The organism is Thauera sp. (genome assembly GCF_047601425.1).
Classification (GTDB): domain Bacteria; phylum Pseudomonadota; class Gammaproteobacteria; order Burkholderiales; family Rhodocyclaceae; genus Thauera.
The window spans coordinates 160,762-174,082 of record NZ_JASGJL010000001.1; the positions used below are offsets into that span (position 1 = coordinate 160,762).

At 64.2% G+C, this 13,321-nt stretch carries 13 protein-coding genes; 10 read left to right on the forward strand and 3 right to left on the reverse strand.

The window, feature by feature from the left end; all coding sequences use genetic code 11:
• Positions 1-139 precede the first annotated feature (139 nt).
• The 6 genes from petA to QM748_RS00835 all read left to right on the forward strand — a co-directional run bounded on the left by petA (position 140) and on the right by QM748_RS00835 (position 4,501).
• Entirely contained in the window at positions 140-733 is a 594-nt protein-coding gene (gene petA, locus QM748_RS00810; RefSeq protein WP_415245195.1) for a ubiquinol-cytochrome c reductase iron-sulfur subunit, read from the forward strand.
• Positions 734-736: 3 nt separating this feature from the next.
• On the forward strand, positions 737-2,005 hold the full coding sequence (locus tag QM748_RS00815) for a cytochrome b (RefSeq protein ID WP_263462108.1): 1,269 nt from the start codon (positions 737-739) through the stop codon (positions 2,003-2,005).
• The gene (locus QM748_RS00820; RefSeq protein WP_415245196.1) at positions 2,002-2,757 is read left to right on the forward strand and encodes a cytochrome c1; all 756 of its coding nucleotides are present in this window, start codon (positions 2,002-2,004) and stop codon (positions 2,755-2,757) included. Before QM748_RS00815 ends, QM748_RS00820 begins: the two co-directional genes overlap by 4 nt.
• Before the next feature lie 108 nt (positions 2,758-2,865).
• A complete protein-coding gene (locus QM748_RS00825) occupies positions 2,866-3,462 on the forward strand; it encodes a glutathione S-transferase N-terminal domain-containing protein (protein ID WP_415245197.1) in 597 nt (198 codons plus the stop codon).
• A gap of 55 nt (positions 3,463-3,517) precedes the next feature.
• Positions 3,518-4,003 carry a ClpXP protease specificity-enhancing factor gene (locus tag QM748_RS00830; protein WP_415245198.1) on the forward strand — a complete coding sequence of 162 codons (486 nt, stop codon included), beginning with the start codon at positions 3,518-3,520 and terminating at the stop codon, positions 4,001-4,003.
• 9 nt (positions 4,004-4,012) lie between these two features.
• On the forward strand, positions 4,013-4,501 hold the full coding sequence (locus tag QM748_RS00835) for a hemerythrin domain-containing protein (RefSeq protein ID WP_415245199.1): 489 nt from the start codon (positions 4,013-4,015) through the stop codon (positions 4,499-4,501).
• 52 nt (positions 4,502-4,553) lie between these two features.
• Here QM748_RS00835 and QM748_RS00840 read toward each other — a convergent pair whose 3' ends face one another.
• Entirely contained in the window at positions 4,554-5,807 is a 1,254-nt protein-coding gene (locus tag QM748_RS00840) for a D-amino acid dehydrogenase (RefSeq protein ID WP_415245200.1), read from the reverse strand.
• A gap of 192 nt (positions 5,808-5,999) precedes the next feature.
• Here QM748_RS00840 and QM748_RS00845 point away from each other — a divergent pair, with 192 nt between their 5' ends.
• Both QM748_RS00845 and QM748_RS00850 read left to right on the forward strand, forming a co-directional pair.
• Positions 6,000-7,001 (forward strand): class 1 fructose-bisphosphatase, encoded by a 1,002-nt coding sequence (locus QM748_RS00845; RefSeq protein WP_415245201.1) that lies wholly within the window; start codon positions 6,000-6,002, stop codon positions 6,999-7,001.
• Positions 7,002-7,010: 9 nt separating this feature from the next.
• Complete coding sequence (locus tag QM748_RS00850; RefSeq protein WP_415245202.1) at positions 7,011-8,768, forward strand: autotransporter assembly complex protein TamA; 1,758 nt, start codon at positions 7,011-7,013, stop codon at positions 8,766-8,768.
• A gap of 37 nt (positions 8,769-8,805) precedes the next feature.
• Here QM748_RS00850 and QM748_RS00855 read toward each other — a convergent pair whose 3' ends face one another.
• Both QM748_RS00855 and QM748_RS00860 read right to left on the reverse strand, forming a co-directional pair.
• Entirely contained in the window at positions 8,806-9,396 is a 591-nt protein-coding gene (locus QM748_RS00855; protein WP_415245203.1) for a DUF938 domain-containing protein, read from the reverse strand.
• A gap of 191 nt (positions 9,397-9,587) precedes the next feature.
• On the reverse strand, positions 9,588-10,805 hold the full coding sequence (locus QM748_RS00860) for a glycoside hydrolase family 2 TIM barrel-domain containing protein (RefSeq protein WP_415247988.1): 1,218 nt from the start codon (positions 10,803-10,805) through the stop codon (positions 9,588-9,590).
• 310 nt (positions 10,806-11,115) lie between these two features.
• Between QM748_RS00860 and groES the strand changes: the two genes are divergently transcribed.
• Complete coding sequence (gene groES / locus QM748_RS00865; RefSeq protein WP_004332931.1) at positions 11,116-11,406, forward strand: co-chaperone GroES; 291 nt, start codon at positions 11,116-11,118, stop codon at positions 11,404-11,406.
• 55 nt (positions 11,407-11,461) lie between these two features.
• A complete protein-coding gene (groL, locus tag QM748_RS00870) occupies positions 11,462-13,111 on the forward strand; it encodes a chaperonin GroEL (protein ID WP_415245204.1) in 1,650 nt (549 codons plus the stop codon).
• Positions 13,112-13,321: the final 210 nt, after the last annotated feature.

Genomic DNA, 13,321 nt, shown 5'->3' on the forward strand with positions numbered 1-13,321 from the left:
TCGTCGTATCGATGCCACGCGGAAAGCCTTGTTCCGACTGGCGATCCGGCCTTTGCGCTTTCTCTGCTGCGGTGACTCCGCTATAATTCCGCAGTTATTTGTATCCGGGTCTTTCGTTTTCCTTTCAGGGAAGAGGGTCATGAGCGTTGATCAAAAGATGGACAGCGGCCGCCGCACCCTGCTGCTGGCGACGTCCGCCGCAGGCGGTGCCGCCGCTGTGGCAACAGCGGTGCCGTTCGTTGCCAGCCTGACGCCGTCCGAGCGTGCCAAGGCAGCCGGTGCGCCGGTCGAGGTTGATGTGGGCAAGCTCGCTCCGGGCGAGATGATGACGGTGGAGTGGCGCGGCAAGCCGGTATGGATCCTGCGCCGTACCGAGGAGATGCTGGCGTCGCTCGACAAGACCGACGAGAAGGTCAGCGATCCCGAGTCGAACAAGCCGCAGCAGCCCGACTACGCCAAGAACAAGCACCGCTCGATCAAGCCCGAGTATCTGGTCGCGGTCGGCATCTGTACCCACCTGGGCTGTTCCCCGTCCGAGAAATTCAAGGTAGGCGCTGAAAGCGGCATGGGCGCGGACTGGCCCGGCGGTTTCCTCTGCCCCTGCCACGGCTCGATCTTCGACCTGGCCGGCCGCGTGTATAGCAGCATGCCGGCGCCGGACAATCTCGAAATTCCGCCGCATCAGTACCTCGCGGACACCACCATTCTTGTTGGCGAAGACGGGAAGGCATAAGCGATGACGACCAAATCCCAGGCTGTGCTGAACTGGATCGACGAGCGTTTCCCGCTCACGTCGTCCATCAAGGGGCATCTCACCGAGTACTACGCCCCGAAAAACTTCAACTTCTGGTACTTCTTCGGCTCGCTGGCGCTGCTGGTGCTGGTGATCCAGATCCTGACCGGCATCTTCCTGGTCATGCACTACAAGCCGGATGCGTCGCTGAACGCCGCCGGCGTGCCGGTGGCCTTCGCCAGCGTCGAGTACATCATGCGCGAGGTGCCGGGCGGCTGGCTGATCCGCTACCTGCACTCGACCGGCGCCTCGGCCTTCTTCATCGTCGTGTACCTGCACATGTTCCGCGGCCTGCTCTACGGTTCCTACCGCAAGCCGCGCGAGCTGATCTGGATCTTCGGCACGCTGATCTTCCTGGTGCTGATGGCCGAAGCCTTCATGGGCTATCTGCTGCCCTGGGGCCAGATGTCCTTCTGGGGTGCGCAGGTCATCGTCAACCTGTTCTCGGCGATCCCGGTGATCGGCCCGGACCTGTCGCTGGTCATCCGCGGTGACTACGTGGTGTCCGATGCCACGCTGAACCGCTTCTTCTCCTTCCACGTCATCGCCGTGCCGCTGGTGCTGATCGGCCTCGTCGCCGCGCACATCATCGCGCTGCACGAAGTCGGCTCGAACAACCCGGACGGCGTGGAAATCAAGAAGAAGAAGGACGCCAACGGCATCCCGCTGGACGGCATTCCCTTCCACCCCTACTACACCGTCAAGGACATCGTCGGCGTCGTCGCCTTCCTGTTCTTCTTCAGCGCGGTGGTGTTCTTCGCGCCCGAAGGCGGCGGCTACTTCCTGGAGTTCAACAACTTCATTCCGGCCGACCCGCTGAAGACCCCGCCGCACATCGCGCCAGTGTGGTATTTCACGCCCTTCTACTCGATCCTGCGCGCGGTGACCTACCCGCTGTTCGGCCTCGATGCGAAGTTCTGGGGCGTGGTGGCGATGGGAGCATCGGTGGTGATCATCGCCTTCCTGCCCTGGCTGGACCGCAGTCCGGTGAAGTCGATCCGCTACAAGGGTCCGATCTTCAAGATCGCCGTGGTCATCTTCGTCATCTGCTTCTTCATCCTGGGCTACCTGGGCGTGCTGCCCCCGACCCCGGGCCGTACGCTGGTGTCGCAGATCTGCTCGGTGCTGTATTTCGCGTTCTTCCTGCTGATGCCGTGGTACAGCAAGCTCGACAAGTGCAAGGCCGAACCGGAAAGGGTGAATTTCAAATGAAAATGCGCGTGATCAATCTCATCAAGCGTGCGGCAGCCGTGCTGCTGCTCGCCCCGGCGCTCACGCTGGCGGCCGATGTCTCGGTGAAGCTCGACAAGGCCCCTGTGAGCACCGATCAGGCTGCCTTGCAGCATGGCGCCAAGCTGTTCGTCAATTACTGTCTGAACTGTCACGGCGCGTCCTATGTGCGCTACAACCAGCTGGAGAACATCGGTCTGTCCGAGCAGATGATCAAGGACAATCTGCTGTTCACCGGCGAGAAGGTCGGCGATCTGATGAAGATCAGCATGACCCGCAACGACGCCAAGACCTGGTTCGGCGCCGCGCCGCCGGACCTGTCGGTGATCGCGCGCTCGCGCGCTTCCGGCGACGGCAGCGGCGCGGACTGGCTCTATACCTATCTGCGCCAGTTCTACCGTGATTCCGAGCGTCCCACGGGCTGGAACAACGTGATCTTCGAAAACGTCGGCATGCCGCACGTGCTGTGGGAGCTGCAGGGCGAGCAGGTGGCCAAGGTCAGCGATGACGGCCATGGCGGCAAGCACGTCGAACTGTCGCTGGCCAAGCCCGGCAAGCTGTCGGTCGAGGAGTACGACAAGGCCGTGGCCGATCTGGTCTCCTTCCTCGTGTGGATGGGCGAGCCGGTGGCCGAGAAGCGCAAGGCGATCGGCACCGTCGTGCTGATCTTCCTGGCAGGCTTCTTTGTGCTGGCCTATGCCCTGAAGAAGAACTACTGGAAGGACATTCATTGATCGGAAATGCGGCAGGCCGGGAGGCCTGTTGATCTAGTCCCATCCCAGACGCACCACGCGATTTCGCGTGGTGCGCTTTTGCTTTTGCATCCCCGGAGTGGCAACACCATGATGAATCTGTATTCCGGCACGACCGATCCCTTCAGCCATCGCTGCCGGATCGTCCTGTTCGAGAAGGGCATGGACTTCGAAGTCATCGACGTCGATCTCTACAACAAGCCCGAGGACATTGCCGTCATCAACCCTTACAACCGAGTTCCGGTGCTGGTCAACCGCGATCTCGTGCTGTACGAGTCGAACATCATCAACGAGTACATCGACGAGCGTTTCCCGCATCCGCAACTGATGCCGCCCGACCCGATCATGCGCGCCCGCGCACGCCAGTTGCTGCATACCTTCGAGCACGAGCTGTTCTCGCACCTCGAAGCACTCGAAGCCAACCAGAAAGGCGTGGACAAGGTTCGCGCCCATGTCCGCGACCATCTCACCCAACTGGCGCCGATCTTCACCAAGCAGAAGTTCATGCTCGGCGAAGAGTTCTCGATGCTGGACGTCGCCATCGCACCGCTGCTGTGGCGCCTGGAGCACTACGGCATCGAACTGCCCAAGGCTGCGGCGCCGCTGATGAAGTATGCCGAGCGCATCTTCAGCCGCCAGGGCTTCATCGATGCGCTGACGCCTTCCGAGAAGGTGATGCGCCGCTGACCGTTCGACCCGCGGTGGCCCGCCGCCAATGCGGGCATCGCTTGATGGAAAGGCCATGAGCACAATATCAACCAAGCCTTATCTGCTGCGTGCCATCTGGGAATGGTGCGTCGATCAGGGATTCACGCCCTACCTCGCCGCCATCGTCGATGGGCAGACACGTGTGCCGCCCGGCTATGCCCGCGACGGCCAGATCGTGCTCAATCTGTCGTCGGACGCCACCGGCCAGCTGCAGATGGCCAACGACTACATCACCTTCCAGGCTCGTTTCGGCGGTGTTGCGCATTCGCTGGTGATCCCGGTTGCCAACGTGATCGCGATCTATGCCCGCGAGAACGGGCAGGGCATGGCGTTCGAGCCCGAACTGGAGGAAGCGGAAGAGCATGCGCCGGCGCTGGTTTCCCAGGACGGCGGGGCCGGGGAGCCGGCCACCACCGAAGAGATGGGCGAAGCAGCAGCAAAGGCGCGCGAGGAAGCGGCGAAATCCGGCGATGGACTGCCTCGCCGTCCGCGCCCTTCGCATCTGACCGTCGTCAAGTAAGGAGGCACCATGCCCAGCCTGGAATGGAATGAAAAGCTCGAAAACGGTCTTGCGCGGATGGATGACACCCATCGCGAGTTCGTCGAGCTGTATACGGCTGTCGCGGCGGCTGCGCCGGAGAACTTCCTGGCCGCCTACGATGCTTTCGTCGAGCATACCGAGGCGCATTTCGCCCAGGAGAACCGCTGGATGGAAGCGGTGGATTTCCCCGGCTGCCACCGCGCCGAGCATGATCGCGTGCTTGCCGTGCTGCACGACATCCGCAAGCGCGTCGCCAACGGCGACATGTTCTTCGCCAGGCGTCTGGTGCAGGAATTGCCGGCGTGGTTCGAGAACCACACCAACGGCATGGATGCGGCGCTTGCCTTCCATCTCAACAGTGTCGGTTACGACGTCGAGGTGGAGCGTTTCGTACCCGGAGAGGAAGGCAGCGAAAAATCTGCTGCAGGCTGTGCCTGTGCCACGCTGACGGCCGAGAACAAGACCGCCTGCGCCTGAAGGGCGCGCTAGTCCCGTGCGCCATCGCCGTTTGCGGCGCCGCGGCTGGGGGTCAACTGCGGAAAGGGTAGGCGGGCACGGGGTGTTCGCCGCGCATCAAGGCCGCGAGAGCATTGGCCGAGCCGCAGGCGAGCGTCCAGCCCAGTGTGCCGTGGCCGGTGTTCAGCCACAGGTTTCTGCTCGTGCTCCTGCCGATCAGCGGCAGATTGCCCGGTGTGGCTGGCCTCAGCCCTGCCCAGGGCTGAATGCTGGTTTCGTCGATGACGCCGGGGAAGTTTTGCCGGACCCAGTCCAGCAGCGGGCGGATGCGTTCCGGCCGGATCCGGGTATCGAACCCGGCCAGTTCCGCCGTGCCTGCGATGCGCAGGCGGTCTCCCAGGCGGGAGCAGACGATTCGCCGCGACTCGTCGGTCAGGCTGATTTCCGGCGCCCTGGCAGGCTCCGTTAGCGCTGCAGTGATCGAATAGCCCTTCACCGGATAGATCGGCAGCCGCATGCCGGTCGGCGCCAGCAGTCCCGCGCTGTGACTACCGAGGCAGACCACGTAGGCGTCGGCGATCAGCGCGCCCCTTCGGCCAACCGCATCCTCGATGTCGATGTTGTTGACCGAACCGTTACTGTGGTTCAGCTGCAGCACCTTGGTGTTCCAGTGGAGGCGCACGCCTGCCTGGTTCAGTCTTTCGGCCAGCGCCCGGGTGAACAGGTGCGCATCTCCGGATTCGTCTCCAGGCGCGTGGATGCCTCCGGCCAGCGGGTTTTGCCGGGCCGCGAGCGCGGGTTCGAGGGCGATGCATTCGGCAGGCTGGCAGACCCGCGCTTCGATGCCGAAATGCGCCAGTTCCGCCACTCGTCGAGGTGCCTGGGCGAATTCTCGCGGTGTGTTGAACAGGTGCAGGATGCCGTGTTTGCGCTGCTCGTATTCCAGGCCGGTTTCGTCCCGCAGCCTGGCCAGGCATTGGCCGCTCCAGACGGCGAGCGCAGCAATGGCGGCAGTGTTGCGGCGCGTGCGCCAGGGCAGGCATTCCCTCAGAAAGGCAAGCGCCCAGCGCCATTGGGCCGGGTCGGAGGACGGGCGGATCTTCAGCGGAGCATCGGCGCGGCCGAGCCAGCGCAAGGCGAGCCACGGCGCCGAGGGGTTGGCCCAGGGCTCGGGGTGGCTGATGGAAATCTGGCCGCCGTTGGCGAAGCTCGTTTCCATGCCAGCGTCCGGGTGGCGGTCGACCAGGCTGACTTCGAACCCCGCCTGCCGTAGATACCAGGCAGTCGTGACACCGGTGACACCGGCGCCGAGAACCATGACGTGCATAAACGATGAAGATGCTGTAGGACGGTGGCGCGGAGCCCGGGTTCGAACGTGGAATGCCCACCCTCCCTGGGCCGAGGCAGGGATGATAGCCATCCATTCGGGCCGGGTGAAACTTTTTTTGCCGTGCGCTGAGCGCAAGGAACCGGGATAATCCACCGCTGTCAGCATTAACCGCATCCACGGAGTCTCTTCATGCGTCGTGTCACCCTCACCCAGTTCCTGATCGAGCAGCAGCGCGCCGGTCGCATCACCGCCGACCTGCGCCTGTTGACCGAAGTCGTTGCCCGTGCCGTCAAGGCCATCAGCGTCAATGTCTCCAAGGGGGCGCTTGCGGGAGTGCTGGGCGAGGCAGGTACCGACAACGTCCAGGGCGAAGCGCAGAAGAAGCTCGACGTCATCGCCAACGAGATCCTGCTGCAGGCCAATGAATGGGGTGGCCACCTGGCGGCGATGGCCTCGGAAGAAGTGGAGACCGTGCACCAGATCCCCTTCGACTATCCGAAAGGCGGCTTTCTGCTGCTGTTCGATCCGCTCGACGGTTCGTCGAACATCGACGTCAATGTGTCGGTGGGCACCATCTTCTCGGTGCTGCGCATGCCGCCTGGTGGCGCGCCGGCAACGGAAGAGAGCTTCATGCAGCCCGGGCGCGAGCAGGCTGCCGCAGGCTATGCGATCTACGGCCCGTCAACCCAGCTGGTGCTGACCGTCGGCAATGGCGTGCACGGCTTCACGCTCGACCGCGAGATGGGCAGCTTCATCTACACCCATCCCTTCATGACGATTCCCGAGGAAACGCGCGAGTACGCCATCAACGCCTCGAATGCGCGCTTCTGGGAGAAGCCGGTGCAGCGCTATGTCGAGGAGCTGCAGCAAGGGGCGGATGGCCCGCGTGGCGTGGACTTCAACATGCGCTGGGTGGCGTCGATGGTGTCGGATGTGCATCGCATCATGACCCGCGGCGGCATCTTCATGTACCCGATGGACGAGAAGTGCCGCGCCAAGGGCGGCAAGCTGCGCCTGATGTACGAGGCGAACCCGATGGCGATGCTCGTCGAGCAGGCCGGCGGCGCTGCCAGCACCGGGCGGGAGCGGATTCTCGACGTGCTGCCGACAGAGCTGCATCAGCGCGTGCCGGTCATCCTCGGCTCGAAGGCCGAGGTGGAGCGCATCGCCGAGTATCACCGCGAGTACTGATCGCTTCGCATGCGGGTTTGCCAGCGTTTTGCCGTCTCGCTGTTGCTCGGTGTCGCGCTGCAGGCCGCGCTGCCTGTCGCCGCCCAGCAGGCGCTGGACGTGGGCCTCGAGGCGCCGGACGAAGTGCGTGAACTGCTCGAGCGCCATGTCCGCCTGTTGCGCAAGGATGAGCAGAAGCTGCCCGAAGCTGCGGCCGATCGGCGTGCGATGTCACGCCGCGCGCAACGGGAGGTGGAGCAGTTGCTGGCGACCGAAGGCTATTTCTCGCCATCGGTCCGTGTTGACCGCAGTGAAGCGGGCCGATGGCTGCTGAAGGTCGAACCGGGGACGCGAACGACCGTCGGACAGGTTTCGATCGCTTTCGAAGGCGAGGTCACTGCGGCGTCCGACGATCCGGGTGCGGGAGGCGAGGCTTATCTCGAGGCCTTGCGTGGCCGCTGGAGCCTGCCGCAAGGCGCGCCTTTCCGCCAGGCTGACTGGGATGCGGCCAAGCAAGCGCTGCTCGACGCCGTAGCCGCCCGCCGTTATGCAGCCGCCCGCATCGTTGCCAGCCGCGCCGAGATCGATCCCGGTACGGCGTCGGCGCGGCTGAGCGTGACGCTGGACAGCGGCCCCGCGTTCTACCTCGGCGCCCTCGACGTCAGTGGTTTGCAGGAACTGCCTGCCGATCTGGTGCAGCGCTACAGCCGCCTGCAGGAAGGGGAGCCCTACGATCGCGAAGCCTTGCTGGCGTTCCAGACCGGCCTGCAGAACACGCCGCATTTCGCTTCGGTGACCGTTGCCATCGACCGTGACCCGGCGCTGGCCAAGGCCGTTCCGGTGAGGGTGCAGGTAACCGAGGCGAAACCCAGGTATCTCGGCTTCGGCGTGGGGGTGTCGAGCAACACGGGCTTCCGCGTCGAGGCCAGCTATCGCGATTCCAACCTGTTCCATCGCGCCTGGGAATTGTCGACCGGTTTGCGCATCGAGCAGCGCCGCCAGTCGGCCTATGCCGACATCTTCCTGCCGCCTTCGGGGCGGCACCGCGACAGTTTCGGCGCGCTCGTCGATCGCAGTGATCTCGAAGGGCTCAAGATCAGTTCGCAGGCCGTCGGCGCGACGCGCAACACGGTGCGGGGCGACATCGAGACTCAGCTTGCGCTGCGGTTGCAGCACGAGCGTATCCAGCCCAGTGGTGCGGAAGCGAGTTCGCAGAATACCTTGACCCTCAACTGGACCTGGCTCCGGCGGGCGGTCGATGATCTGCTTGATCCGACGCGTGGTTACGTGCTGGAATTCCAGGTCGGCGGCGGTGCCGCGGTGGCGCTGGCCGACCAGGATTTCGTCCGCCTGTATGGTCGCGCGGTACGTTACCAGCCAGTTGGGGAGCGCGACGTGCTCATCCTGCGCGGCGAAGCGGGCGTGACGCTGGCCGATTCGCGGGAAGGCATTCCGCAGGACTTCCTGTTCCGCACCGGCGGGGCGCAGTCGGTGCGCGGCTACGCCTATCAGAGCCTCGGTGTCCGTGAGGGCAGGGCGACCGTCGGCGGACGCTACCTCGGCACCATGAGTGCGGAGTACGTGCGCTGGTTCGAGCCGCAGTGGGGGGGCGCAGTGTTCGTTGATGCCGGCGACGCGGCCGATACCCGCGGCGACTTCGATCTGCGCACGGGCTACGGCGTCGGCGCTCGCTGGCGCAGTCCGGCCGGACCGCTGGCCGTCGATCTCGCCTGGGGGCACGACGAGCGCAAGCTGCGGCTTCACTTCGGCGTGGCCGTCGCCTTCTAGCGGATGCCTGTTCAGGCCCGCAGTGCTAGATGCTGTTTCAGGCCTCGCGGCGGAAGATCAGGCTGAAGTTGTTGACCGGCATCTCGATGATTTCGTCGAGTCGGAAGCCATGTTCCCGGGCTGCGGCTTCGACGGCTTCGAGGTCGCGCACGCCGAAGCGGGGGTCGATGCCATGCAGCCATTCGTCGAATGCGGCATTGGATGGCGCCGTATGCGTGCCGTTGCGGCGGTAGGGGCCGTAGCAATAGACGATGCCGCCTTTCGGCAGCACCCGGGCTGCACCGCGGAACAGCGCCGCCGTGCTCGGCCATGGAGAATAGTGAAGCACGTTGATCGCCATCACAGCATCGGCCTGCTTGACTGGCCACGTCTCACTGTTCAGTTCCAGTTCGAGCGGCGCTTCGATGTTGACCAGACCGGAATGCGCGATCCAGGCGACGATGGAGTCGATCGCGGCCGGGTCGCCCTCGGTCGGCTGCCAGTGCAGCCACGGCATGTGCGCACAGAAATACACGGCGTGCTCGCCGGTTCCGCTGCCCACCTCCAGCACTGAAGCCTCATCGGGCAGAACGCGCTGCAGGATCGGCAGGATGTGGACGCGGTTGCGCTCGGTGGACGGGGAGAACATGCGTCGATCGTCGGACATGGGGCAAAAGCTGATTTATTGGTTACTTGGACTTCGCGGAGTGTGAGCCAGACTGGCGAATGGGGCGAGCATCGACAGACGTCGACTGTGAACTTTTCCCCGCTATAGGGTATGTCCGGATCGCGGATCGATCCCGAACCTGTGCTCGGGGTGTTCCGTGCCCGGGACGAGGTTCAGCGCACGAGAAATGGGAGATTGGCCGATGCCGCTTTGCCGTGGCGGTCACGTGTCGTGATGAACAGGCGGTAGGCCCCTGGTTCGGCAGGCGCCAGCAAGCGCACGCTGGCGGCGTCGGCGCGCAGGACGCGAGTGACGATGCGTGCCGGGGGAGTTTCGCGGTCGCCGCCCTTGCGCAGATCGGTGGCTTCGGCGAGGATTTTCCATTCCGTTTCCAGCGCGGTGCCATCGGCGCTGACGGCATCGATGCCGGCCGAAATCTCTGCTCCGGGCGTGAACACGTCGGCTGAGATGCCGATCCCGCGAACGAGCGGAGCGGGTTTCGCCACCGGCCGGCCCCAGGATGAGGCCAGCGCGTCGCTCATTGCGGTTTCACTGCCATCGGCCAGCAGCAGGCCGTGCCAGGTTTCGGTCTGCTCCTGCTTCGCTCCCCACAGGAACGGAAATACGCCGCGAATCTGGGGCTGGTACGCGAGGTAAGCGAGAGCCTCGGTGAAGAAACGGGCCTTTTCGCTGCTGGTCGGCTCCACCGGGGCTCCCCAGGGTTTGCGGCCGGCCTGCCATTGGCCGAGCGGCCCCAGTTCCGTGATGACGACCGGTTTGCTGATGCCTGCGTCACGCAGCCGTCGAGGCAGATCGAACACCGCACCGGCATAGACGTTGATGCCCAGCAGGTTGACGTTCGGGCAGCAGTTCGCCAGGTTCCGGAAAGCACTCGCGCCGGTATCGGCGACGATCATCAATGTCGGGTGATCCGGGTCGAGTCGTTTGATCGACGCGGCAAGGCGGTCGACCGCGCGCCATAGCGGGAGCGGGTCTTCCACTGCCGTTTCGATTTCGTTGCCAATGCCCCAGGCGAGCAGGGCGGGATGTTTCCGGTAGCGCCCGACGAAATCGAGAATGGCCTGTTCCTGCGCATGCACGGCATGCCCGTCGTCGTAGTTGAAGCCGTGGCGCGGATGCTCCAGCCATAGACCCATGAGCACCTTCAGGCCGAGCCGCTGCGCCTCATCCAGCACCCAGGCATCGGTCTGCCGATAGACGCGTACCACCTTGGCACCGGTGCCCGCCAGTCGTGCGAGGCTGGCGGCATCGCCTTCGAAGGCCGCCCCCCGCCATTGTGTGTCCGCTTGCCCTGCAGCCGGGGCCGATCCGGCGGTGCAGATGAAAAGGGCGAAAAGGATGTGCCGGAAAACGGCTGCAGAAGTGCTCATCTCGATCCACTGTTCGGAACGGCGACCGTACGCGCGCTCCATTCCTGAGGGCTTGTCCTGCCTTGGGGCGGCCTGGCGGCACAAAAGTTCAGCGGCCGGCGACGTCCGGCATGGAAAGGGTCGGCACAAATCGCGCAGGCTGCACTTGAAATCCCGGAACCCCGTCCCTATTATTAGCACTCGTTGGCAGTGAGTGCTAACAAAAACCCGGGGTGGCAGCGCAGCTGCTGCTGCGGGCCACTGCGAATTTTCCGCGGGCAATCCCGCGAGCCATCAACCCAAACAGTTGAACCGAATAGGAGTGAACTCGATGAAGATTCGTCCCCTGCACGATCGCGTGATCGTCAAGCGTCTGGAAGCCGAGCGCAAGACCGCCAGCGGTATCGTGATCCCGGACAGCGCAGGCGAGAAGCCCGATCAGGGCGAAGTCCTGGCCGTCGGCAACGGCAAGATCCTCGACGACGGCAACGTGCGTCCGATGGCCGTCAAGGTGGGCGACAAGGTGCTGTTCGGCAAATATGCCGGCCAGGCCGTCAAGGTCGAAGGCGAAGAGCTCCTCGTGATGCGCGAGGAAGACATCATGGGCGTGGTCGAAGGCTGAGCCTTCCTGCAGTCCTGAAACGCTAATCCCCGAAAAAATTCCGGAGTTCTGAAGAATGGCAGCTAAAGAAGTCAAGTTTGGTGATTCCGCCCGCGAACGCATGGTCGCCGGCATCAACATCCTCGCCAACGCGGTCAAGGTGACCCTGGGCCCGAAGGGCCGCAACGTGGTGCTGGAGCGCTCGTTCGGCGCCCCGACCGTGACCAAGGACGGCGTCTCGGTCGCCAAGGAAATCGAACTGAAGGACAAGTTCGAGAACATGGGCGCGCAGATGGTCAAGGAAGTCGCTTCCAAGACCTCGGACATCGCCGGTGACGGCACCACCACCGCCACCGTGCTGGCCCAGTCGATCGTGCGCGAAGGCATGAAGTACGTCGCCGCCGGCATGAACCCGATGGACCTGAAGCGCGGCATCGACAAGGCCGTCGCCGCCACCATCGAAGAACTGAAGAACCTGTCCAAGCCCTGCTCGACCAACAAGGAAATCGCCCAGGTCGGCTCGATCTCGGCCAACTCCGACAGCGACATCGGCGACATCATCGCCAACGCGATGGACAAGGTCGGCAAGGAAGGCGTGATCACCGTCGAAGACGGCAAGTCGCTTAACAACGAGCTGGACGTCGTCGAAGGCATGCAGTTCGACCGCGGCTACCTGTCGCCCTACTTCATCAACAACCCGGACAAGCAGGTTGCCATCCTCGACAACCCCTTCGTCCTGCTGTTCGACAAGAAGATCTCCAACATCCGCGATCTGCTGCCGGTGCTGGAACAAGTCGCCAAGGCCGGCCGTCCGCTGCTGATCATCGCCGAAGACGTCGAGGGCGAAGCCCTGGCCACGCTGGTGGTGAACAACATCCGCGGCATCCTGAAGACCTGCGCCGTCAAGGCTCCGGGCTTCGGCGACCGCCGCAAGGCCATGCTGGAAGACATCGCCATCCTGACCGGCGGCCAGGTCATCGCCGAAGAAGTCGGCCTGACGCTGGAAAAGGCCACCCTGGAAGACCTGGGCCAGGCCAAGCGCATCGAAGTGGGCAAGGAAAACACCATCATCATCGACGGTGCCGGCCAGGCCGAGCGCATTGAGGCCCGCGTCAAGCAGATCCGCGTGCAGATCGACGAGGCGACCTCCGATTACGACCGCGAGAAGCTGCAGGAACGCGTCGCCAAGCTGGCCGGCGGCGTTGCCGTGATCAAGGTCGGTGCCGCGACCGAAGTCGAAATGAAGGAGAAGAAGGCTCGCGTCGAGGACGCCCTGCACGCCACCCGCGCTGCGGTGGAAGAGGGCATCGTCCCGGGCGGCGGCGTTGCGCTGCTGCGTGCCCGCGCCAACCTGAGCGGCCTGAAGGGCGACAACCACGACCAGGACGCCGGCATCAAGATCGTGCTGCGCGCGATGGAGCAGCCGCTGCGTGAAATCGTCGCCAACGCCGGCGACGAGCCGAGCGTGGTGGTGAACAAGGTCGTCGAAGGTTCGGGCAACTACGGCTTCAACGCGGCCACCGGCGAGTACGGCGACATGGTCGAGATGGGCGTGCTGGACCCGACCAAGGTGACCCGCACCGCGCTGCAGAACGCCGCTTCGGTCGCTGGCTTGATGCTGACCACCGACTGCATGGTCGGCGAACTGGCCGAAGATAAGCCGGCCGGCGGCATGCCCGACATGGGCGGCATGGGTGGTATGGGCGGCATGGGCATGGGTATGTAATGCCCGGGGCCCCGGCTCGCCGGGGTTCTTGAACTGCTTCTGGAAGGCCTCGCGAAAGCGGGGCCTTCTTGCATCCGGATGGCGTTGTCGGCTTGCGCCAAGTTCTACCGCAAGGCCTTTCGACCTTGCTGTCAGTATGGTCAAAATCCGTGGGATAATCGGTCGCTTCCGCTACATCCAGCGACCGAGCAAGGAAAGCGCATTCGAGCA

What these genes read in the sequence shown, in the direction of transcription:
- petA (WP_415245195.1), top strand. Translation starts at nt 140, where the DNA reads ATGAGCGTTGATCAAAAGATGGACAGCGGCCGCCGCACCCTGCTGCTG.
- QM748_RS00815 (WP_263462108.1), top strand. Translation starts at nt 737, where the DNA reads ATGACGACCAAATCCCAGGCTGTGCTGAACTGGATCGACGAGCGTTTC.
- QM748_RS00820 (WP_415245196.1), top strand. Translation starts at nt 2,002, where the DNA reads ATGAAAATGCGCGTGATCAATCTCATCAAGCGTGCGGCAGCCGTGCTG.
- QM748_RS00825 (WP_415245197.1), top strand. Translation starts at nt 2,866, where the DNA reads ATGATGAATCTGTATTCCGGCACGACCGATCCCTTCAGCCATCGCTGC.
- QM748_RS00830 (WP_415245198.1), top strand. Translation starts at nt 3,518, where the DNA reads ATGAGCACAATATCAACCAAGCCTTATCTGCTGCGTGCCATCTGGGAA.
- QM748_RS00835 (WP_415245199.1), top strand. Translation starts at nt 4,013, where the DNA reads ATGCCCAGCCTGGAATGGAATGAAAAGCTCGAAAACGGTCTTGCGCGG.
- QM748_RS00840 (WP_415245200.1), bottom strand. Translation starts at nt 5,807, where the DNA reads ATGCACGTCATGGTTCTCGGCGCCGGTGTCACCGGTGTCACGACTGCC.
- QM748_RS00845 (WP_415245201.1), top strand. Translation starts at nt 6,000, where the DNA reads ATGCGTCGTGTCACCCTCACCCAGTTCCTGATCGAGCAGCAGCGCGCC.
- QM748_RS00850 (WP_415245202.1), top strand. Translation starts at nt 7,011, where the DNA reads ATGCGGGTTTGCCAGCGTTTTGCCGTCTCGCTGTTGCTCGGTGTCGCG.
- QM748_RS00855 (WP_415245203.1), bottom strand. Translation starts at nt 9,396, where the DNA reads ATGTTCTCCCCGTCCACCGAGCGCAACCGCGTCCACATCCTGCCGATC.
- QM748_RS00860 (WP_415247988.1), bottom strand. Translation starts at nt 10,805, where the DNA reads ATGAGCACTTCTGCAGCCGTTTTCCGGCACATCCTTTTCGCCCTTTTC.
- groES (WP_004332931.1), top strand. Translation starts at nt 11,116, where the DNA reads ATGAAGATTCGTCCCCTGCACGATCGCGTGATCGTCAAGCGTCTGGAA.
- groL (WP_415245204.1), top strand. Translation starts at nt 11,462, where the DNA reads ATGGCAGCTAAAGAAGTCAAGTTTGGTGATTCCGCCCGCGAACGCATG.